The sequence below is a fragment of the Corallococcus sp. BB11-1 genome, assembly GCF_026626625.1.
In the GTDB taxonomy this organism is placed as follows: Bacteria; Myxococcota; Myxococcia; order Myxococcales; family Myxococcaceae; genus Corallococcus; species Corallococcus soli.
In genome coordinates this window covers 116,410-137,753 of the sequence record NZ_JAPNJY010000031.1, presented here as the reverse complement: position 1 = coordinate 137,753, position 21,344 = coordinate 116,410, and the positions used below count along the sequence as shown (strand labels likewise).

The following is a 21,344-nucleotide window of genomic DNA, read 5'->3' as shown; positions in this document are numbered from 1 at the left end:
CCTGGAGCACACGCGCCATGATCCGCACCGTCATCACCGGCAGCACCGGCCGCATGGGCAGCACGCTGCTTCGCCTGGCGCGGGATGCGAAGGACCTCCAGGTGGTGGGCGCCACGGTGCGGCCGGGCAGCGCCGCGGCGGGGCAGGACGCGGGGCTCGCGGCCCGGCTGGGCTCGGCGCTGGACGTGCTGCTGATGGACGACCTGGACCGCACGCTGGCGCTGTCGAAGGCGGACGTCGTGGTGGACTTCACGGGCCCCCAGGCCAGCCTCGCCCATGCGAGGACGTGCGCCGAGCGCGGCGTGCCGCTGGTGATGGGCTCCACGGGCTTCTCGCCGGAGGATGACGCGGAGCTGCGCGAGTGCTCGCGGCGGGTGCCCATCGTCGCGGCGCCCAACATGTCCGTGGGCGTGAACCTGGTCATCCGCATGGCCGCGGAGCTGGCGCGCGTGCTGGGGCCCTCGTTCGACGTGGAGGTGCTGGAGGCGCACCACCGCATGAAGAAGGACGCGCCCAGCGGCACCGCGCTCAAGCTGGCGGAGGTGCTCGCGGAGAGCCTGGGGCGCACGCGCGACGACCTCACGTTCGTGCGCGACGGGCAGACGGGGCCCCGTTCGCCGGGTGAGATTGGCGTGCAGGCGCTGCGCGGCGGGGACGTGGTGGGCGAGCACACCGTGTACTTCTTCGGCGAGGGCGAGCGCATCGAGCTCACCCACCGGGCGACGAATCGTGATCAGTTCGCCCTGGGGGCGCTCAGGGCCGCGCGTTGGGTGGCGGGCCGTGCGCCGGGGCTCTATGACATGGCCGACGTGCTCGGCCTCCAGGGGAAGACATGACCGCCCGCTACTGCCGCTTCCAGGTCGATGGCCGCGCCAGCCACGGCCGCGTCGACGGCACCGAGGTGGTGGTGCTCACCGCCGCGCCGTGGGCCGGGGGCAAGGAGACGGGGCTGCGCCGGTCGCTCAAGGGCCTGACGCTGCTGGTGCCGTCGGACGCGTCCAAGGTGGTCTGCATCGGGCAGAACTACCGCAAGCACGCGGAGGAGATGGGCAAGCCCGTCCCCACCGAACCGCTCATCTTCACCAAGCCCTCCACCGCGCTCAACGGCCCGGGCTCGCCCATCCGCATCCCGAAGGCGAGCCAGGAGGTGCACCACGAGGCGGAGCTGGCGCTGCTCATCGGCGAGCGCGTGAAGAACGCCGACGAGGCCACCGCCGCGCGCGCCATCTGGGGCCTCACCGCCTTCAACGACGTCACCGCGCGCGACATCCAGCGCAAGGAGACCCAGCACACCCGCGCCAAGGGCTATGACACCTTCGCCTGCGCGGGCCCCTGGGCCGTGACGGGCCTGTCCCCCGCGGACCTGCGGGTGGTGTGCCGGGTGAACGGACAGGTGCGTCAGGATGGCCGCACGTCCGACATGGTGTTCAGTCCCGCCCGCCTGGTGTCCTTCATCTCCCACATCATGACGCTGCTGCCGGGCGACCTGGTGAGCACGGGCACCCCCTCCGGGGTGGGCGTGCTGGTGGCGGGGGACACGGTGGAGGTGGAGCTGGAGGGAATCGGAACCCTGGTGAACCCGGTTGAGATGGAGCCTTGAGTGCGACCGTCTATGTAGGTCTGGGTTCCAACGAGGGCGACCGCGAGGCCCACCTCGTGGCCGCCCTCTCCGCGATGTCCCGCATCGACGCGGCGGCCGTGCTGGGCTGCTCGTCGCTGTACGACAGCGCCCCGGTGGGCCCCGCGCAGCCGCGCTTCCTCAACGCCGTGGTGGCGCTGGAGTGCGACCTGTCCCCGCAGCGCCTGCTGTGCATCCTGCAGCGCATTGAACAGGACCTGGGCCGCCGCCGCCTCCAGCACTGGGGGCCGCGCACCATCGACCTGGACATCCTCCTGTGGGACGAGGAGGAGCGCTCCGTCGTCGCGGACGCCAACCTCCAGGTGCCCCACCTGGAATTGCACAAGCGCCGCTTCGCGCTGGAACCCCTGTCGGAGCTGGCCCCGCATGCCCGGCACCCCGTCTTGGGCGTGACGGTGCGGGAGCTGCTCTCGAAGCTCGCCCCCCAGGACGTCCGCAAGCGCGAGGCCCTCTGCTGGCCCGACATGGGCGCCCGTTTCCCCGTGCACGAACTATGAGCCTGTCCCTCGCCCTGGCCACGGCCGCGCTGCTCGCGGCCGAGCCCACCCCCCTGCCTCCCGGTCACCCCACCATCCCCCCCGGCACCCAGGCGTCGCCCACCACCGCGCTGCCGGAGGGCCACCCGACGATGCCCGCGAGCGCCCCCGTGTCGCCCGGCACCCCGCTGCCGCAGGGCCACCCGCCGGTGTCGGATGCGAACAAGATGCCGCCGTCGGCCGAGGAGCTGATGAAGCAGCTCGACTCGACGGAGGGCCTGCGCGAGCGGGAGAAGACCTTCGAGATCGCCACGTCGCTGGGCAAGCTCTACTACACGAACGGCCGCAACGCGGAGGCGCTGTCGTACCTGGCGCAGGCGCAGGCCCGCTCGGAGGGCGCGCGCGCGCGGTTCCTCGCGCTGAAGAAGAAGCTGGGCAAGGCGGCCATGCCTGATGCGGCCTCCGCGAACTGCGGCTTCACGCCCGGCCAGACGCTGGACGTGATGGACGCGGCGGTGCAGGCGCGCGCGAAGTCCGGTGACACCGCCGGCGCCGCCGCCTGCGCGCGCACCGCGCTGGAGCCGGTGCTGGACGTGGAGCTCTTGCGCGGCAACGCGCTGTACCTCCAGGGTGACAGCATCGCCGCGCTCAAGGCCTACGCGCGCGTGCTGGAGGTGGAGCCCCGGCACCCGGAGGCCCTCTTCGGCCAGGGCTCGCTGCTCTTCGAGACGCAGGGTGAGAACCTCCCGGCGCTCAAGACCGCGCGCGAGGGCTTCGACACGCTGGCGGAGACGTTCCCCCAGTCCCCGCGCACGCCCATGGCCCGGGCGCTGAGCCAGCGCATCGAGGAGATGGTGAAGGCCGGCGGGCGCAAGAAGTGGCTCGCGTCGCGCGCCGAGGACCGCCGCGTGCGCCTGGCGCAGGGGCAGGCGCAGGCCGCCGCCATGCCGCCGGACGCGCCCCGCCCGCTGACGCCGGACATGGTGGACGCGGTGAAGAACACGGAGCGCACGCCGGAGCTGGAGGCGGGGCTCGCGAAGCTGGTGGACGAGGGCGAGGAGCACCTGGCGCGCGGCCGCTACCAGGAGGCCCTGGCCAACTACACCCGCGTGGTGCCCTTCCAGCCGGAGAACGGCCGGGCGAAGGCGGGCATGGCCTGGGCGCTGGTGGGCCTGGGCCGTCCCATGGGTGCGCGCGTGTGGAGCGTGGCGCTGCAGGGCGACGCGAGCGCGGTGGAGAAGCTGGGCGACACGCTGCTCGCCAAGGGGGACGCCAAGGGCGCGAAGGCGCTGTGGGAGAAGCTGTCCCAGGACGCGCCCGACTACCCGAACAAGGCCGCGCTCCAGGCGAAGCTGTCGCGGTAGCGGCCCGGAGGCTTCCCCCCCGGAGGCTTCCCTAGACGAACTTCGCGGCCAGCAGGTCCTGGACGTCGAGCAGGCCCACCGCGCGGCCCTCGACGTCCACCACGGGGAGCTGGTCCACCTTCAGCTCGCGCATCTGCGCGGCGGCGGTGAGCACCAGCGTCTCCGGGGTGATGCAGCGCGGGCGCTTGCCCATCACCTGGCGCACCGGCACCTCGAAGTCCTGGTGCCCCCGCTCCACCAGCCGGCGCAAATCTCCGTCGGTGAAGATGCCCTCCAGCATCCCGTCCTTGTCCACCACGCACGCGGCGCCCGGCCGGCCCGGCGTGTTGGTCATCACCACCACCGCTTCGGACAGCCGCGCGGTGTCCAGCACCAGCGGGTTGGCGCGGCCGGTGCGCATCAGTTCGAAGACGCGCAGCACGGAGCGCCCCAGCTTCCCGCCCGGGTGCAGCAGCGCGTAGTCGTCCCGCCCGAAGGGCCGCGAGCGCAGCAGCGTCATGGCCAGCGCGTCACCCACCGCGTGCAGCGCGGCGGTGGAGGCGGTGGGCACGAGCCCCATGGGACACGCCTCTTCGATGCGGCCGATGTCCAGCACCACGTCCGCGCCCCTGGCGAGCGCGCTGTCCGCGTCCCCGGTGAGCGCGACGACGGGCGTGCCCATGCGCTTGAACAGGGGCAACAGCCGCAGCAGCTCCTCCGTGCTGCCGCTGTTGGACAGGGCGAGGATGACGTCGCCCTGGCCCACGCGGCCCAGGTCGCCGTGCACGGCCTCCGCGGGGTGCAGGAACACGGAGCGCACGCCGGTGGACGCCAGCGTGGAGGACAGCTTCTGTCCGATGTGGCCCGCCTTCCCCATGCCCGTCACCACCACCTGGCCCGTGCAGTCGCGCACCAGGTGCAGGGCGTGGAGGAACGCGTCCCCCAGCCGCTCGGTGACGCCGAGGATGGCGCGCGCCTCCGCCTCCAGCACGCCGCGCGCGTACGCGAGCGTGGCCTCCGCGTCAGCGTCGCGGGCACGGGCGGGTTCGGAACCTGCGGACGCGCGGCCGGGGAGGGCGCGCAGGCGGGGCTTCTTGGCGGTGGAGCGGGGGGCGCGGGCCATGGGCTTCCTTGGCGCTACCTCTACTCCAGCCTTCGCCCGGGTGGCCATCCTTGACGCATGGGGGGGCATCGGCTACGGCCTGCTCGCCCGGCCGCCCGCGGTCGGGGAGGCCTTTGCGCACCACCTGCTGCACCACTCATGACGGAGGGGACGGAATGAAGTTCTTCATCGACAGCGCGGACGTCGGGGAAATCCGCAAGGCGCACGCCATGGGCTGCGTGGACGGCGTCACCACCAACCCGTCGCTCTTGGCCAAGGTCGGCCGCGGGCTGGAGGAGACCATCCGCGAAATCTGCTCCATCGTGGACGGGCCCATCAGCGCGGAGTGCGTCTCGCTGGAGGCCCCGGCGCTCATCCAGGAGGGGAAGACCCTGGCGAAGATCCACGACAACGTCGTCGTGAAGATTCCCATGGGCGTGGAGGGCATGAAGGCCGTCAAGGCGCTCACCGCCGAGGGCATCCGCACCAACGTCACGCTGTGCTTCTCCGCCAACCAGGCGCTGCTGTGCGCCAAGGCGGGGGCCACGTACGTGTCGCCCTTCGTGGGCCGGCTGGACGACATCTCCCAGGACGGCATGGAGCTCATCGCCCACATCCTGGAGATCTACCAGAACTACGACTTCACCACGCAGGTGCTGGTGGCCAGCGTGCGCAACCCCGTGCACGTGCTCCAGGCCGCGCGCCTGGGCGCGGATGTCGCCACGCTGCCCTACAACGTCATCACCCAGCTGGCGAACCACCCGCTCACCGACAGCGGCATCCAGAAGTTCCTCGCGGACTGGGAGAAGGTTCCCAAGCAGGGCAAGTAGTCGCCAGCTTCACCGCACGACGCACGACGGCCGCCGGACTCCCTTCGCTTCCGGGAGCACGGCGGCCGTCCTGTTTCCTGCCGGGGACTGTTCCTGCCGTTACTGCACGATCAGGTCGCGGGAGACGGTGGTCGAACTGCGGGTGTTGCCGAAGGTGACATTCACCCTGCCCGTGGAGGGGCCGGCAGTGTCCGAGGCTCCTTTGATACGCACCGAGGCGGTGTTGCCGTCCCGGAAGGTGGAGACGGTGTAGCGCCACTGGCACCAGGCCTTGGAGGCCACCGTCTCCGTGACGGTCTTGTTGATGTTGCAGGGGCCCACGTCCTTGTAGCCCGGCTGTCCGGCGGCGGGCTCCACCTCACGGCGCTCGTGCGTGATGGTCATGCCGTAGACGCGCGAGTTCAGCGTGGCGTCCTTCTCCGTGACGGTGACGGTGCCCTTGCTCGTGGTGACGGCGGCGGTGATGTTGGCCGTGTCCGGCGACAGTTGGTTGCCGTAGGGGTCCGCCACGCGCACGCCGAAGCTGATCTCTCCATTCTTGGGGACGTCGAAGCCCGCCGTGCCCGGGTCCGGCGAGAACGTCACGATGGGCGCGCCCACCACGGAGGAGAAGCCCGTGTAGACGATGTGGGTGGAGTGCCACAGCTGCGTGTCGCCGTCCCAGCAGCCGTTGGGTCCGTCCCAGGCGCCGTTCGGCTGGGCGCGCTGGCCCGTGGCGCAGTTGAGCCGCTCGGTGTCGATGAACTTCTCACCCGAGTCGTACAGGCCGTTGTCGTTGGAGTCGACGAAGGGCTCGGGCAGGTCCACGAACCACTCGCCCGGATCCCACTTGCCGTTCTTGTTGCCGTTGGACGCGCCGGAGCCGTCGTAGAAGGACTCCTCACCGGGGGTGACCGCGATGATGGTGACGAGCATGTCGCGGGGGTTGTTGCCGCCATGGTCCGGCTCGCCCACCAGCGGGCTGACTTCCTTCGGCGGCCAGTCGCCGGAGGTGTAGAACTTCGTGGTGACGAGGCCGGGCGCCTGGGTGGTGGGCGCCGTCGACTTGTCCACGCTGCCGGCCTCCGTGTACCAGTTCACCTTCGGGTCGATGACCACCGGGTTGTTGAACCGGTCGCTCAGCTGCGCGCTGCACGTGGTGTTCAGGTCCGAGCGGGGCGGCGTCTCCGACGCGTTGGCGGCCAGGTTGATCGCCGCGCACTGGACCACGAAGTTGTCGTCCGAGGCCCGGGCCCCGCTGATGGAGATGCTCTTGGAGTTGGCCGCCAGCTCCTTGCCGTCCACGGACGCCTGCACGATGGCGAAGCCCACCTCATTGCCCGACTGGAGCGTGGTGCTGACCAGTCCCGAGTTGTTGGTCGTGGCGGAGGTCGGCAGCAGGATGGTGCCGCCCGCGCCCGTCACCGTGAAGTTCACCTTGGTGTTGGGGACGCCCACGCGGTTGAGGTCCACCACCTTGAACGTGACCAGCGTCGACGTGTCGATGTTGGACGACAGGATGCCCAGCTTCTCCTTGGTGCTGGAGACGAACGAGACCTCGGCCGGGTCGCTCGCCACGGGGCCGCCGTCCGGCGTGCCGCCGTCCGTCTTCGTTCCGCCGTCACCCTGCGTGCCGCCGTCGACCGGCGTGGAGCCCGGCGCCCTGACGGTGATGGTGGCGGTCTTGGTCACATCACCCCAGACGCCGGTGACGGTCACGGCCCCGGCGCAGTTGGCGTCGACCGTCTTCTCGCAGCGGAACGTCGTGCTCAGCTTGCCGTCCACCAGGTCGAACGACTTGGCCTTGAAGCCAACCCCGCTCTCGCTGTCCACCACGCCCGCGGCCGCCGTCAGGTTGACGGAGCCCGTGCCGGGGTTCCCATCCTTGTCGAGCGCGGTGATGGACAGGGTGCTCGTCTGCCCATCATCGGTGATGGTGGCCGGATTCGGCGTGATGCGCAGGACCGGCTGGCCGGGCTCGTCGTCGTCGTCGTTGCCCGGGCAGGCCGCCAGGCCAAGGGCCAGCAAGAACGCGCCCGCGAATTTCAATGAATTGTGCATGTGGGAGTTACCCCCTCCAGGGAAAGGTCCTTTTAGTGGAAAGGTCCCCTGCTGCACAAACGGGCAGCGGACGGACGGGGGCCGCCGGGCGCCTTGGGGACGCCCGGGGGGACGTGCGGCCTGTCGCTTTATTCACGCCTCGGGACTGGCGGTCCGGCGACGGGAGCGGTATGGCAGGAAGACGCGTTGATATTTGAATCAACCCGAGGATCCGCCCCATGGAATTCCAGCTCACCGAGTCCCAGCGTGCGTTGCAGGATGCCGCTCGCAAGTACGCCCGCGAAGTGGTGCGCCCCAAGGCCGCCCACTACGACGAGACCTCCGAGTTTCCCCGCGACCTGCTGTCCACGGCCTTCGAACTGGGCCTGCTCAACATGGCCATCCCGTCCGAGTACGGCGGCGGCGGCCTGTCGCACCTGGAGCAGGTCATCGTCTGCGAGGAGCTGGCGTGGGGCTGCGCGGGCGTGGCCACGTCCATCATCGCCAACGACCTGGCCAACCTGCCCATCATCCTGCACGGCACGGAGGACCAGAAGAAGCGGCTGCTCTCCGGGTTCGGGCAGAAGCTGAAGTTCAGCTCCTTCTGCCTCACGGAGCCCAGCGCGGGCTCCGACGTGGCGGCCATGAGCACCACCGCGCGCCGCGAAGGGGACGAGTACGTCCTCAACGGCACCAAGTGCTTCATCACCAACGGCGGCTACGCGGATCAGTTCACCGTGTTCGCCACGCTGGACAAGGGCAAGAAGCACAAGGGCATCACCTGCTTCGTCGTGGAGGGCCGGCCGCAGGGTGTTTCCACCGGCAAGCACGAGAACAAGATGGGCCAGCGGGCCAGCAACACGGTGACGGTCAACTTCGACGAGGTCCGCGTCCCGGTGGCCAACCGCATCGGCGAGGAGGGGGAGGGCTTCAAGGTCGCCATGGCGACGCTGGACAACAGCCGCCCGCTCACCGCCAGCCTGTCGGTGGGCATCGCCCGCGCGGCGCTGGAGTACTCGCTGGAGTACTCCGCCCAGCGCCAGACCTTCGGCAAGCCCATCCGCGAGCACCAGGGCGTGCAGTTCATGCTGGCCGACATGGCCATGAACACCCACGCCGCGCGCCTGCTCACCTGGGAGAGCGCCTGGGTGCTGGATGAGGGACAGCGCAACACCCTGCAGTCCAGCTATGCGAAGTGCTTCGCCGCGGACATGGCCATGAAGGTCGCCACCGACGCCGTGCAGGTCTACGGCGGCTACGGCTACATGAAGGACTACCCGGTGGAGAAGCTGATGCGCGACGCCAAGCTCATCCAGGTCTACGAGGGCACCAGCCAGGTGCAGCGGCTGGTCATCGCGAAGGAACTGTTCAGGTAGAAAAGCAAAACTGCGCGCGGTGGGGCTTTCAAGTTGCCGCCGCGCTGTACGGATGTCTATTACTCCGGCCCTGATGCGCGGCGCGTCAACTGGACGCCGCGTCCTGAGTGCCGGAAGCAGCCGACCCACTTTTCAAGCACTCCCCACAGAGGAGAAGCCCGCCGTGAAGATTCTCGTCACCGCCAAGCGCGTGGAAGACCCTGAGTCGAAGATCAAGGTGAAGCCGGACGGCTCGGACATCGTGAAGGAGGGGCTGAAGTACAAGATCAACCCCTTCGACGAAATCGGCGTGGAAGAGGGCCTGCGCCTCGCGGCGAAGCACACCGGCGAGGTGGTGGTGGTCTCCATCGGCGGCAAGGAGGTGCAGGAGCAGCTGCGCCACGCGCTGGCCATGGGCGCCAACCGCGCCGTGTGGGTGAACCACACGGGGCCGCTGGATCAGCTGGGCATCGCGGGCCTGCTCCAGAAGGTCGCGGAGAAGGAGAAGCCGGACATCGTCCTCCTGGGCAAGCAGTCCATCGACGACGACCAGAACCAGGTGGGCCAGTACCTGGCCGAGTTCCTGGGCTGGGGCCAGGCGACGTTCGCCTCCAAGGTGGAGTCGCTGGAGAGCGCCGAGGAGAAGAACAAGCAGCCCGCGGTGGTGGTGTCCGCGGACAAGAAGAGCGTGCAGGTGGTGCGCGAAGTGGACAACGGCCTGGCCACGTTGGAGGTCCAGCTGCCGGCCATCGTGACCACGGACCTGCGCCTGAACCAGCCGCGCTACGCGAGCCTGCCGGGCATCATGAAGGCCAAGAGCAAGCCCATCGAGGAGCTGACGCCGGCCGGGCTGGGCGTGGACGTGGCGCCGAAGATCCAGGTGCTGAAGCTGTCGTCGCCCCCGGCGCGCAAGGCGGGCATCAAGGTGCCGGACGTGGCCACCCTGGTGGAGAAGCTGCACAACGAGGCGAAGGTCGTCTGAGCGCCGCATCCTTGCCAACCTAGAGATTCCGGAGACAGACCCATGTCCATCGTCCTCATCGTCGCCGAGCAGCAGCCGGACGGAAACCTGCGCAAGGCCTCCCTCAACGCCATCGCCGCGGGCAAGCAGCTCGCGGAGAAGTCCGGCGGGGAGCTGCACCTCGTCCTCTTGTCCAAGGACCCCTCGAAGGTCGCCGGGGAGCTCGCCGGCACCGGCGCCAAGGCCGTCCACACGGCCGCCGCCCCGGAGCTGGAGCACTACCTGGCGGAGGTCTACGCCCCCGTCATCGCCGCGCTCGCGCAGGAGCTGAAGGCCACCTTCATCGGCGCGGCCTCCACGGCGCAGGGCAAGGACCTGCTGCCGCGCGTCGCCGCCCGGCTGAAGGCCGCCATGGCCACCGACATCACCGCCATCAACGGCGCTGGCGCGGACATCACCTTCACGCGCCCCATGTGGGCCGGCAACGTGTTCGCGGAGGTGAAGCTGAACACGCCGGTGCAGGTCATCAGCATCCGCGCCACGGAGTTCCCGGCCGCCACCCCGGGCCAGGGCGCCGCGGAGGTGAAGACCTTCCAGCCCAAGCTGGAGGCCAGCAAGACGAAGTTCGTCAGCTTCAACGAAGTGAAGAGCGCGCGCCCGGAGCTGACCGAGGCGAGCGTGGTGGTGTCCGGCGGTCGCGGCACCAAGGGCGACTTCAAGGAGGTCGAAGCGCTGGCGGACCTGCTGGGCGCCGCGGTGGGCGCGTCCCGCGCGGTGTGCGACGCGGGCTGGGTGCCCAACGACTACCAGGTGGGCCAGACGGGCAAGGTCGTCGCGCCCAAGCTGTACATCGCCGCGGGCATCAGCGGCGCCATCCAGCACCTGGCCGGCATGAAGAGTTCCAAGACCATCGTCGCCATCAACAAGGATCCGGAGGCGCCCATCTTCCAGGTGGCCGACTACGGCCTCGTGGAGGACCTCTTCAAGGTCCTGCCCGCGCTGCGCGAAGGCATCCAGAAGCTGAAGTAGGCCTCCGCTCCTCGCGGAGCGGGCGGTGAAGCACCGCGAAGGGCGCGTCGGGCCGGGAGGGCATCCCCGGTCAGCGCGCCCTTCGTGCGTCCTACAGGTCGATGTCGCTGTCGCGGCCGGGCTTCTTCTCCGGCGGGGGCAGCGGGGCGGCGGGGGCCCCCGGTTCCAGGTCGTCCAGCTCCGGCACGTCGTCCGGCTCCTCCGGGTCCAGGTCCTCCGGCAGTGCGTCCGGGGCGTCGTCGGGCGCCTCCGTGTCCAGCAGGTCCACGCGGCCGCCGTCCGCCAGCTCCACGTAGAGGGTGCGGAAGGTCCACGCCTCGCCGCTCTTGTCGGCCACGGCGTGCAGGGTGCCGTCCGCCCTGGGCCCGTCCAGCGGCACGACGAAGGTCGCGTGGGTGCGGCCGTTGGTGGTGCTCACCTGGGTGTTGCTGGGGAAGCCCGGCTTGAAGGGGGAGCCCAGGGCCTTCTGCACCTGGGGGTCCTCCTGCGCCAGGGCGAGCGCGTCCGTGTACGCGCCCATGTCCCGGAAGGACGTGTAGCCATAGCCGATGGCGATGGCGACGAAGCACACGCACGAGCCCATCAGGCCCAGGCACCCCACCGGCACGGCCCACTTCCAGTTCCGGTTCCACCACCCCTGGCGGGGTACGGGCGCGTAGTCACCCTCGGGCATCGTCGGCATGGGCCCTCCTGGCCTTGGCGTCGGGCCGTGTCATAGCCGGTTCCGGACGAAGCCGGGGTGGGGGATGTGTCGCGGAACCTGTCCCCAAGGCGCCTTCATGACAGAGTGCCCGCCATGCCCACTGGTGGCGTCTCGACGGCCGAGCTCGCGGACCTGCTTGCGGCGCTGCCCTCTGGCCACCGGCTGTGGGTGCGCGGCATGGGGCGGAGCCTCTATCCGCTCCTGCGCAGCGGGGACGCCGTCCGCCTGCTGCGCTGCGGGCCGGAGCGGCTGGCGCGCGGGGACGTGGCGCTCGTGCGGCATGGGCCCCGGCTCGCCGCCCAGGTGGTGCTCTCCATTGAACCCTGGGTGACGGAGCCCCTGCTGGGAGGCCCCCCCGCGCCGGGAGGGGAGCTGGTGGGACGGGTGGTCGCGCTCAAGCGCGGGGCGCTGGTGCTGCGGCTGCCCCGGCCCACCCGGCCGGCGCTGTACCTGACGCAGCGGGCGCTGTCCGGCGTGTGGACGCAGCCCGCGGCGCGCGCGGTGTTCCGACACCTGCGCGACCTGTTCTCCGGGTGGACGAAGCCCCTGCGCCGCCACTTCGTGGGGCCGCTGGAGACAAGGCTGGTGCGCCAGGACGACCTGGACGCGCTGCTCGCCTTCGCGACGGAGCGGCTGGTGGTGTCCGGCACCTTCCTGCGCCGCCAGCTGCGCGACCGCTGGGGCCTGCCACAGGAGCGGCGGGTGGGGGCGGCGGCGGGGGCCTTCGACGCCCAGGGCCGCCTGTTCGGCTTCGCCTGGGTGGACGACTACCGCCAGGAGGGGCTGGCGCTGGACGGCCTCTGGGTGCGCTCGCTGGTGGTGTCCCCCCGGGGGCGGCGCATGGGGGTGGCCTCCGCCCTGGTGCGCTGTCTGGTGGAGGAGGCCCGGCGCCAGGGCGCGGAGCGCGTCCACGCCGACATCGACGAGGACAACACCGCCTCGCTGCGGACCTTCCGGGGCCTGGACTTCCATCCCGCGCCGGCCGCGCTGACGACGGCGACGAACCAGCAGTGGGACGCGGCGGGCGGCAGCAAGCGCCTGGTCGTGCTGATCCGCGCGCTTTCGGCGTGAGCGCGGCCCGGGGGTTGCGCTCCTGCTGCCGCCTGGGCCAAAAGCTCCCCGGCGTGGCGCGCTTCTTCAGCCCGCGGGGTTCCCGGTGACGACGCAGGATGGCGATGGGGCGCGGTTGCAGGCGGACGGGGCGCTGGTGCTCCTGTGCCTCTTCTGGGGTGTGACGTTCGTGGTGGTGAAGGACGCGCTCGCGTTCGCGGACCCCTTCACGTTCCTCACCCTGCGCTTCACGGTGGGCGCGGCCGTGATGGTCGCGCTCGCGGGCCGGCGGGTGTTCGCGCCCGGCGTGTTGAAGAAGGGCGCGCTCCTGTCGGTGTTGCTGTTCCTGAGCTTCGCGCTCCAGACGGTGGGCCTGACGGACACCACGCCGTCGCGCGCGGCGTTCCTCACCGGGCTCAACGTCCTCTTCGTCCCGCTGTTCTCCGTGGCGCTGCACAAGCGCCTCCCCCGCTGGGGCACCCGCGTGGGCGTGGTGCTGGCGGCGGTGGGCCTGTACGCGCTGACTATGCAGGCCGAAGGCCCGGCGCGGCCAGGACACCTCTGGGGCCTGTCCCTGGGGGACTGGCTGTCCATCGGGTGCGCGGCGACGTACGCGGGGCACATCCTGCTCACGGAGCGCTTCGCCTCGCGCGACGGTGTGCTGGGGCTGGTGGCGGTGCAGTTGACGGGCGTGGCGGTGTTGTCCGCGCTGTGCCTGCCGTTCGTGGAGCGGCGGCTGGAGCCGACGCCCGCGCTCATGGGCGCGGTGCTGGTGTGTGGCGTGCTCGCGAGCGCGGTCGCCATTGGCGTGCAGACGTGGGGACAGGCGCGCACCACGGCGGTGCGCGCGGCGGTCATCTTCGCGCTGGAGCCGGTGTTCGCCTCCGTCGCCTCCGTCATGATGGGCCGCGAGGTGCTGGGGCCGCGCGAGTGGTCCGGCGGCGCGCTCATCCTCCTGGGCGTGCTCCTCTCCGAATTGGGCCCCGTCGTGTGGGACGGATGGCGGGCGCGGGGCCGCACGCCCGCCTCCTGAGCACCCGACGCGTGGGGGCGGCGTGCGCGGAGGGGAGCGCGGGCGTCGGGCGCGCGCTATGACAGCGCCCGACCCATGAGCGTGGAGCTGAGACGAAACGGGCTGCACCTGACGGGCACGCCGCTGTCGCTGGACGCGAAGCGCAAGTCGCCGCTGTCCTTCGTCAGCCATGGGCACTCGGACCACATCGCCCGGCACGAGAGCACCATCGCCACGGCGGCCACGCTGCGCTTCATGGCCCACCGGCTGGGCCCGGTGCGCTCGCCCCTGGCGGTGCCGTACCGCCGCCCCTTCGAGCTGGGGGCGCTGACGCTGGAGCTGCTGCCCGCGGGCCACATCCTGGGCAGCGCGCAGCTGCGCGTCACCCGCTCGGATGGACGGCGCATCGTCTACACCGGGGACCTGAACACCGCGCCGTCGCTCACCGCGGAGGCCACGGAGGTGGCCTCGTGCGACACGCTCGTCATCGAGTCCACCTTCGGCCACCCGCGCTACCGCTTCCCGCCGCGCCCGGAGGTGCTGGGGCAGGTGGAGACGTGGCTGCGCGCGCAGCTCACCCGGGGCGTGACGCCGGTGCTGCTGGGCTATCCACTGGGCAAGAGCCAGGAGGCCATGAAGCACCTGGCCGTCCGGGGCTTCCAGCTCGTCGCGCACCCGTCCATCTTCGAGGTGGCGGTGCTGTACGCGGAGCTGGGCGTCCCCATCGAGAACCTGCGCCGCTACGAGGGGAAGGTGGAGCCGGGCGAGGTGCTCTTCTTCCCGCCGCACCTGGCGCGGGGTGGGGGATTGGCGCCCCACTGGCCCCGGGCGACGGCGGTGCTCACGGGCTGGGCCATGGACCCGGGCGGCGCGCGGCGCTACGGCGCGGACGTGGCCTTCCCCCTGTCGGACCACGCGGACTTCCCGTCGCTGATGCGCTACGTGAAGGACACCGGGGCCCGGGACGTCATCACCTGCCACGGCTTCGCGGAGGAGCTGGCCCAGGCGCTGCGGGACGTGGGCACGGACGCCCGCCCGCTGGGCAAGCCGCAGCAGATGACCTTGTTCTGAGGGGGCTCATTTTTCGGACGCCGAAGCGTTAGAACGGTCGCCCGATATGACCGCACCCGCTCCCTCGCTCTCCGGCCACCTCGCCAACGTGCTCGTGTGCACGGACCCCGAGAAGAAGCGCTTCGTCACCCGCGAGGTGCCCGAGGTCCAGGTGTCCTTCGAAGGCTTCGTGGGGGACCGCCACGCGGGCCTCACCCGGCTCGCGGACGTGCGCACGCCGTGGTTCCCGAAAGGCACGGTCATCCGCAACACGCGGCAGGTGTCGGTGGTGTCGCGCGAGGAGCTGGCGGAGGTCGCGGGCACGATGGGCATCCCGAACGTGCTGGCCTCCTGGCTGGGCGCGAACCTGGAGCTCGTCGGCGTGCCCCGGCTGACGCACCTGCCGCCGGGCACGCGGCTGTTCTTTCCGGAGGAGGCCACGCTGGTGATGGAGGGGGAGAACCAGCCCTGCATCCACCCGGGCCGCGCCATTGAAGCGCACCACCCGGACATGAAGGGGCTGGCGAGCCGCTTCGTGAAGGCCGCGTGGCGCAAGCGCGGGCTGGTGGGCTGGGTGGAGCGTCCGGGCCTCATCCGCGCGGGGGACCAGGTGCGGGTGATGCTGCCGCCGCCGGTGACGTACTCGCTGCCCGCCGCGCCCGTGGACGTAGACGCGAAGCGCGAACAGGTGGGCTGAGCGCCCGGAAAGACAGAAGGCCCGGCACGAAGCGCCCTTCGCGCTCCGACCGGGCCTTGCCTGCCCCACCCCCGCCTCACGGCAGGGGGGCGACTCACGCGTCCGGCGACTGGACGATGAGCTTCTCCTTGCCGCACACGTCGCACCGCACGTGCACGAACAGGTCGTCGTCGCTGTCCTCGGGCACCTCGCCCTCGGGCACGCCCAGCTCCGCCTTGGCCAGCGCGGCCACCTTGGTGGGGATGTCCTGGGCCTTGAGCGACTGCACGTAGGTCATCTCGCGCTCGTGGCACTCGCGCGTCTCCGGGCCGGTGAGCCAGGAGGGCTCCATGCCTTCGGGCAGCCGGCTCAAGAGCTCCAGGTTCGACACCGACTCCGCCAGGTACGCGAGCCTGCGCAGCCGCGCCTCCTCCGGCAGGGCCGCGAACACCTGGAAGCCCTCCAGCAGCGCCTGCCGGTCGTCGCCGGTGGCCGCCTGCGCCAGCTCCATGGACGCCTCGCTCGACTCCAGCGCCTCGTCCCAGTTGTTCTCCGGGTTGAAGCCCGCCTCCAGGAGCGACGTGTAGAGCTGGGCGGCCGCCATGCGCCGGCGGGCCTCGTGCACGTGCTCCACCACCTCGTGCGTCAGGCGCAGCTCCAGCAGGGCGCCCGTGGTGCGCGGATCGATGGAGCCCGTGATGTCGTCCACCTCCACCTCCGCGCGCAGCTCACCCTTGAGCTGCTTGGCGGCGGCGAAGCGGAACAGGGGCAGCACGCCCACCTCGCGCAGGTACACCGCCGCGACGTTGGCCTCCTTGCCGCTCATGCGCAGCGCCTTCTGCGCGCGCTCCACCGCGCCGGGGTCCGCCGCGGGCTTCTTGTTCTCCAGCCGCGTCTTCACCGCCTCGCGGTAGAGCGTCTCCAGGGAGCTTCCCGGAGGCAGCCGCTGCGGCAGGAGCGGACGCAGGCCCGGCACGTCCAGCACCCAGAGCGGGGGCGCGCCCACGTGCTTGAGCGCCCGGAAGAAGAGCGAGCCCGGCGGGTCCTGCGGACGGAAGGGGGGCAGGTCGTCCGGGTGCGCCGGGTTCGAGCCCTCCATCGCGTTGCCGCCGCCGTGCGACTGGCCCAGCATCTTCTCGCGCTGCTCGCGCGTGAAGGCCGTGATGCCCTGGACCGGCGGGGGCGGGGGCGGCGGGGCTTCCTCGCCGTCCAGGCCCGTCACGCGGTCCATGTCCACGTCGTCCAGCTCCAGGTCGTCCAGACCCTTGGCGCCGGTGAAGTCGCATCTCAGGAGCTTGAGCTTCTCGAAGGTACAGCCTTCCAGGTTGGCGCCGCGGAAGTCGCAGTCCTGCAGGCGGCCTCCGTGGAAGTAGGCGTTGGAGAGGTCGGCGTCCCGGAAGTTCATCTTCGACAGGTCACAGCGCTCCCACTCGGAGCCCACCAGTCCGAGCCCGGACAGGTCGGCGTTGGCGGAGAACAGCTGCGTGAACGTGGCGCCGGTATGGTCGGTGGCCACCTGGGACGACTTGCGCAGCTTGTTCCACTCTGCGGAGCCGCTCTGGAGCAGCTTCTCGATAGTTGGGGCTTTCGGCATGGACCGCGAATTATTCGTGTGGTCTGGTCCAGGCGCCAGCACAAATGATCGAGTACCGAATTGAAGCCGACACCGTCGGGATGCGGCTGGACAAGCACCTGCGCAAGCGGATGCCCAACGTCCCGGTCAGTCACCTCTTCAAGATGATCCGCACCAAGAAGGTGCGGGTGAACGGCAAGCGCGCGCAGCCGGAGCAGTTGCTCGCCGAAGGAGACGTGCTCACCATCCGCGGCACCGAAGAGCAGCTCACCCTCGCGGAGCGTCCGAAATCGGACCGTCCGCCCCCGCCCCCCCCGCCGGTGGACCCCAGCCGGCTGGTCATCCTCCTGGAGGACGACTGGATGATGGCCGTGGACAAGCCCAGCGGCATGGCCGTCCATACCGGCAGCGGCATCACGGGGGGGACCCTGGTGGACTACGTCCGGGCCTACCTGGGCCCCAAGGCGACCCGCAACGACTTCACCGCCTCCCCCGCCCACCGCCTGGACCGGGAGACCTCCGGCGTCATCCTGGTGGCCAAGCGCCGCCCGGCGATGGTGCATTTCACGGAAATCTTCACGAATGGCCACCCGAAGAAGCGCTACCTGGCCCTGGTGAAGGGGAAGATGCCCAAGGATTCGGGCGTCATCGACCTGCCGCTCGCCGAGCACCAGCAGACGGCCGAGTCCAAGTCCCGTCGGGGAATCAACATGCAGGCGGCCGTCACCCGGTGGAAGGTCGTGCGCCAGTCGAGCGAGGCAGCCCTCCTCTCCTGCACCATCGAGACCGGGCGCACGCATCAGATAAGAAGGCATCTGGTCGCCGTGGGTCACCCGGTGGTGGGTGACAAGAAGTACGGCGACTTCGCCCTCAACCGCGACGTGCGGGCGCGGTGGGGGCTCAAACGTCTTTTCCTGCACGCCGAGCGCATCGAATTTCCGCACCCCGAAGATGGCAGGAAGGTCGTCGTGGAGACTCCGCTCCCGCCAGAGCTGACGGATGTGCTGAAGCGGGCGGCGCTCCTCTAAGCCTTGAGCCCAGGACTCGACAGAATACGCATGGCCGATCCGAAGACTGACCGCAGCCGCTCCAAGCTGGTGCTCGACGGCGTTCCGCCCAAGCGCAACATCCTCGTGCGCCTCCTGAAGCTCACCGCCGTGCTGGGCCTGATGGGCGCCACCGCGGCGGTGCTGGCCGTGGTGGGCGCCTACTACATCTTCTCCGACGGGCTGCCCGCCATCCCGAAGGTGGACGAGTACTGGCCGCCCATCGTCACGGAGGTCTACACCGACGACGCCGTGCTCGCGGGCGAGTTCTACAACGAGCGGCGCAAGGTGGTGCCCTACGAGCGCATCCCCAAGCGGCTCGTGCAGGCGTTCATCGCCAGCGAGGACTCCAGCTTCTTCGACCACTTCGGCGTGGACGTGCTGGGCACCACGCGCGCCGTCACCAAGACGGCGATGACGAAGCTGGGCCTGCGGGCCGGCGGCGTGCAGGGCGGCTCCACGCTCACGCAGCAGACCGCGAAGGCGGTCCTCATCTCCGCGGAGGGCTACAAGGAGGCCACCGCGAAGACGCCCAAGCGGAAGATCCGCGAGGCCATCCTCGCCTTCCGGCTGGAGCAGGCGCTGACGAAGGAGGAGATTCTCTACCTCTACCTGAACAACGTCTTCCTCGGGCACCACAGCTACGGCGTGCAGAGCGCGGCGGAGAACTACTACCGCAAGGACGTGCGCGACCTGACGCTGGGGGAGATGACCCTCATCGCGGGCCTGCCCCAGGCGCCCAGCCGCTACTCGCCCTTCCTCCGCCCGGAGGCCGCCAAGCGCCGCCGCAGCTACGTGCTGGGGCGCATGCTGACCGAAGGGATGATCTCCAAGGAGGAGCACGACACGGCCAACGCGGAGCCCGTGAAGGTGTACCCGGTGGAGGACGTCTTCCACGAGTTCGCCCCGTACTTCGTGGAGCAGGTGCGCAAGGACGTGGTGGAGCGCTACGGCAACCCCGTGCTCCTGAAGGAAGGCCTCAAGATCTTCACCACCATGGACAGCGAGCGCCAGCGCGCGGCGCAGGACTCCGTGCTGGAGGGCCTGATGTCCGTGGACAAGCGCCAGGGCTGGCGCGGGCCGGTGCAGCAGCTGGCCACCGACGCCGAGCGCCGCGCCTTCATCGACAAGTCCAAGAAGGCGATGGGCAAGGAGGAGCTCGTCGACAACCGGCTCTACGTGGGCGTCGTGACGGACATCGACGACGACGGCAAGGGCGCGGACGTGCAGGTGGGGCCGCACGCGGGCCGGCTGCCGCTGTTGGGCATGCGCTGGGCGCGCAAGGTGAACCCGGAGGGCTACTACCCGGCGATGATGATCTCCTCCGTCAAGAAGGCCGTGGCGGTGGGCGACGTCATCGTGCTGCGCCACGTGACGAAGAAGGAGCTGACGGACGACCGCGAGCAGTGGGACAAGAAGCTGGCGGAGGCCATCCCGGACGAGGGCGTGAAGCTCTTCCGGCTGGAGCAGACGCCGGAGGCGCAGAGCGCGCTGGTCTCCATTGATCCGCACCGCCAGTACCTGACGGCGATGGTGGGCGGCTACGACTTCGACGACAACGAGTTCAACCGCGCGTTCCAGGCGTGCCGCCAGCCGGGCAGCTCCTTCAAGCCGTTCGTGTACTCGGCGGCGCTGGAGCAGCTGAACTGGACGGAGGCCACCATCATCGTGGACTCCCCCATCGTGGAGCACGACCCGGACAACAAGGTGTCGTGGAAGCCGGCCAACTACAGCGAGGAGTTCGTGGGTGACGTGCTGCTGCGCACGGCGCTGGTGAACTCCATGAACATCCCCGCGGTGAAGACGTTCGGCGCGGTGGGCGTGCACAACATGTCGGACTGGTCGAAGAAGCTGGGCATCACCACGCCCATGAACATGGACTTCTCCGCCGCGCTGGGCTCCTCGTGCGTGTACCCGCTGGACCTGGCGAACGCGTACGCGACGTTCAACCGCTACGGCCGCAAGAAGCCCACGTACTTCATCCGCAAGGTGGAGGACCGCTTCGGCCGCACGCTGGAGGACCACACCGCCTTCGACGACGCGTGGGCGCCGCTCCAGGACCGCGTGGCGGCAGGCTACGCGCGCCTCTTCGAACCGGGCGAGCAGGTGATGAGCGCGGAGACGGGCTTCATCCTCACGCACCTCTTGCGCGGCGTGGTGCTCCAGGGCACCGGCGGCCCCGCGACGAAGCTGGGCAAGCCGGCGGCGGGCAAGACGGGCACCACCAATGACTCCTTCGACGCGTGGTTCTCCGCGTACACCAAGGACCTCGTGACGGTGGCGTGGGTGGGCTACGACTTGAACCCGCACCCGCTGGGCCGCTACGAGACGGGCGGCCGCGCGGCGCTCCCCATCTGGCTCAACTACATGAAGCGCGCGCTGGAGGGCCGGCCGCAGCCGGAGTTCTACCCCTGGCAGTCCATGCAGCTGGCCCGGCTCTACATCGACAAGAAGACGGGCAAGGTGTCCCACCCGGGCGCCAAGGGCGCGGAGCTGATGTTCTTCAAGAAGGGCACCGAGCCGAAGGAGGCCATGCCCGACAAGAACACGGTCGGCGTGGACCAGTTCATGATGGGCGCGCAGTAGCCCGCGCGCCGCATCCGGCAAGCCCTGCCGTACCCGTCAGGCGCCTTCGCGGAACACGCGCGAGGGCGCCTGATGTGCTTGCAGCGCTTCGCGGAGCGCGGCCACGTCCGGCCCCGCCTCCAGCACCGAGCGCGCGGCGGTGGGCAGCACCTGCCGCTCGCGGCCGGAGAAGAGCTTCGGCAGGTCCGCGAAGCCCGCGCCCTGCGAGCCGATGCCCGGCGTGAGCAGCAGCGCGCCGCCCAGGCGCTCCACCACGTCGCGGTCGGCCGGCGGCAGCGTGGCGCCCATCACCGCGCCCGCGGGCAGCACGCCGGGGCCGGCCTTCGCGTTGAGCTCGCGCAGGCCGTCCGCCACGGCCTGGGCCACGGTGCGGCCGTCGGCGCCGGTGGCGTTCTGCACGGGCACGCCCTCCGGGTTGGACGAGCGCACGACGACGAAGGCGCAGGCGCCGTGGGCCCTCGCGCGCTCCACCGTCTTCGCGAGCGCGCCCAGGCCCAGGTACGCGGTGAAGGTGGCGGCGTCCACGTCCCAGGCGCTGCCCTCGCCGAAGAGGCCCTCCGCGTAGGCATCCATGGTGGAGCCGATGTCGCCGCGCTTCACGTCCAGCAGCGTGAGGGTGCCCGCCGCGCGGAAGCGCTTGAGCACGCGCTGGAGCACGACGAGCCCTTCGGGGCCGTGGCGCTCGAAGAAGGCGCTCTGCGGCTTCACCACCGCGAGGCTCTCTCCGGCCGCGTCGGCCAGCCGCTCGCAGAAGTCGGACAGGCCCTGCGCGGTGTCCGGCAGCCTCCAGCGGGCGAGCACGTCGCGCGACGGATCCAGGCCCAGGCAGAAGGGGGAGCGCGCGTCGGCGAGCCGGGCGAAGCGCTGGGCGAAGGACTCGGGCGTCGTCGTCAC

Annotated in this window: 19 protein-coding genes; 14 read left to right on the top strand and 5 right to left on the bottom strand. The window is 70.6% G+C overall.

Translation table 11 applies throughout. The annotated features are described in order from the left end of the window. The first annotated feature begins 17 nt into the window (after positions 1–17). The 4 genes from dapB to OV207_RS26600 are packed head-to-tail and all read left to right on the top strand — an operon-like array spanning position 18 to position 3,479. Entirely contained in the window at positions 18–836 is an 819-nt protein-coding gene (gene dapB / locus OV207_RS26615; protein WP_193349095.1) for a 4-hydroxy-tetrahydrodipicolinate reductase, read from the top strand. Further along, on the top strand, positions 833–1,600 hold the full coding sequence (locus tag OV207_RS26610) for a fumarylacetoacetate hydrolase family protein (RefSeq protein ID WP_193349097.1): 768 nt from the start codon (positions 833–835) through the stop codon (positions 1,598–1,600). The genes dapB and OV207_RS26610 overlap by 4 nt, the downstream gene beginning before the upstream one ends. Next, complete coding sequence (gene folK / locus OV207_RS26605; RefSeq protein WP_193349098.1) at positions 1,597–2,136, top strand: 2-amino-4-hydroxy-6-hydroxymethyldihydropteridine diphosphokinase; 540 nt, start codon at positions 1,597–1,599, stop codon at positions 2,134–2,136. Before OV207_RS26610 ends, folK begins: the two co-directional genes overlap by 4 nt. Continuing rightward, the gene (locus tag OV207_RS26600) at positions 2,133–3,479 is read left to right on the top strand and encodes a tetratricopeptide repeat protein (RefSeq protein ID WP_267557900.1); all 1,347 of its coding nucleotides are present in this window, start codon (positions 2,133–2,135) and stop codon (positions 3,477–3,479) included. The genes folK and OV207_RS26600 overlap by 4 nt, the downstream gene beginning before the upstream one ends. Positions 3,480–3,510: 31 nt before the next feature. Here OV207_RS26600 and OV207_RS26595 read toward each other — a convergent pair whose 3' ends face one another. Continuing rightward, positions 3,511–4,581 carry a KpsF/GutQ family sugar-phosphate isomerase gene (locus tag OV207_RS26595; protein WP_267557899.1) on the bottom strand — a complete coding sequence of 357 codons (1,071 nt, stop codon included), beginning with the start codon at positions 4,579–4,581 and terminating at the stop codon, positions 3,511–3,513. 155 nt (positions 4,582–4,736) lie between these two features. Here OV207_RS26595 and fsa point away from each other — a divergent pair, with 155 nt between their 5' ends. After that, entirely contained in the window at positions 4,737–5,390 is a 654-nt protein-coding gene (gene fsa / locus OV207_RS26590) for a fructose-6-phosphate aldolase (protein ID WP_193349101.1), read from the top strand. Between the two features lie 99 nt (positions 5,391–5,489). On the opposite strand, the gene OV207_RS26585 is transcribed toward fsa, so the two are convergent. Then, positions 5,490–7,397 (bottom strand): hypothetical protein, encoded by a 1,908-nt coding sequence (locus OV207_RS26585; RefSeq protein ID WP_267557898.1) that lies wholly within the window; start codon positions 7,395–7,397, stop codon positions 5,490–5,492. A gap of 251 nt (positions 7,398–7,648) precedes the next feature. Here OV207_RS26585 and OV207_RS26580 point away from each other — a divergent pair, with 251 nt between their 5' ends. The 3 genes from OV207_RS26580 (at position 7,649) to OV207_RS26570 (ending at position 10,754) form a co-directional block, all read left to right on the top strand. Continuing rightward, positions 7,649–8,785, top strand: a complete 1,137-nt coding sequence (locus tag OV207_RS26580; RefSeq protein ID WP_193349103.1) for an acyl-CoA dehydrogenase family protein — start codon at positions 7,649–7,651, stop codon at positions 8,783–8,785. Between the two features lie 163 nt (positions 8,786–8,948). Then, positions 8,949–9,746, top strand: a complete 798-nt coding sequence (locus tag OV207_RS26575; RefSeq protein ID WP_193349104.1) for an electron transfer flavoprotein subunit beta/FixA family protein — start codon at positions 8,949–8,951, stop codon at positions 9,744–9,746. A gap of 42 nt (positions 9,747–9,788) precedes the next feature. Then, positions 9,789–10,754 carry an electron transfer flavoprotein subunit alpha/FixB family protein gene (locus OV207_RS26570; RefSeq protein ID WP_193349105.1) on the top strand — a complete coding sequence of 322 codons (966 nt, stop codon included), beginning with the start codon at positions 9,789–9,791 and terminating at the stop codon, positions 10,752–10,754. Between the two features lie 91 nt (positions 10,755–10,845). Here OV207_RS26570 and OV207_RS26565 read toward each other — a convergent pair whose 3' ends face one another. Then, positions 10,846–11,436: a cytochrome c oxidase assembly factor Coa1 family protein gene (locus tag OV207_RS26565; protein ID WP_267557897.1), complete on the bottom strand. Its 591-nt coding sequence runs from the start codon at positions 11,434–11,436 to the stop codon at positions 10,846–10,848. A gap of 114 nt (positions 11,437–11,550) precedes the next feature. On the opposite strand from OV207_RS26565, the gene OV207_RS26560 reads away from it, so the two are divergent. The 4 genes from OV207_RS26560 to OV207_RS26545 all read left to right on the top strand — a co-directional run bounded on the left by OV207_RS26560 (position 11,551) and on the right by OV207_RS26545 (position 15,266). Continuing rightward, positions 11,551–12,528 carry a GNAT family N-acetyltransferase gene (locus tag OV207_RS26560; protein WP_267557896.1) on the top strand — a complete coding sequence of 326 codons (978 nt, stop codon included), beginning with the start codon at positions 11,551–11,553 and terminating at the stop codon, positions 12,526–12,528. Between the two features lie 85 nt (positions 12,529–12,613). Continuing rightward, a complete protein-coding gene (locus OV207_RS26555; protein ID WP_267557895.1) occupies positions 12,614–13,540 on the top strand; it encodes a DMT family transporter in 927 nt (308 codons plus the stop codon). A 75-nt stretch (positions 13,541–13,615) separates the two neighbouring features. Further along, positions 13,616–14,590, top strand: a complete 975-nt coding sequence (locus OV207_RS26550; protein WP_193349109.1) for an MBL fold metallo-hydrolase — start codon at positions 13,616–13,618, stop codon at positions 14,588–14,590. 46 nt (positions 14,591–14,636) lie between these two features. Continuing rightward, complete coding sequence (locus OV207_RS26545; RefSeq protein ID WP_267557894.1) at positions 14,637–15,266, top strand: MOSC domain-containing protein; 630 nt, start codon at positions 14,637–14,639, stop codon at positions 15,264–15,266. Positions 15,267–15,360: 94 nt separating this feature from the next. Here the strand turns inward: OV207_RS26545 and OV207_RS26540 are convergent, their stop codons facing one another. Then, the gene (locus OV207_RS26540) at positions 15,361–16,839 is read right to left on the bottom strand and encodes a pentapeptide repeat-containing protein (protein ID WP_193349111.1); all 1,479 of its coding nucleotides are present in this window, start codon (positions 16,837–16,839) and stop codon (positions 15,361–15,363) included. 44 nt (positions 16,840–16,883) lie between these two features. On the opposite strand from OV207_RS26540, the gene OV207_RS26535 reads away from it, so the two are divergent. Continuing rightward, positions 16,884–17,846 (top strand): RluA family pseudouridine synthase, encoded by a 963-nt coding sequence (locus OV207_RS26535; RefSeq protein ID WP_193349112.1) that lies wholly within the window; start codon positions 16,884–16,886, stop codon positions 17,844–17,846. Between the two features lie 30 nt (positions 17,847–17,876). After that, positions 17,877–20,450, top strand: a complete 2,574-nt coding sequence (locus OV207_RS26530) for a penicillin-binding protein 1A (protein WP_193349113.1) — start codon at positions 17,877–17,879, stop codon at positions 20,448–20,450. 36 nt (positions 20,451–20,486) lie between these two features. Here OV207_RS26530 and pyrF read toward each other — a convergent pair whose 3' ends face one another. Beyond that, complete coding sequence (gene pyrF, locus OV207_RS26525) at positions 20,487–21,344, bottom strand: orotidine-5'-phosphate decarboxylase (RefSeq protein ID WP_193349114.1); 858 nt, start codon at positions 21,342–21,344, stop codon at positions 20,487–20,489.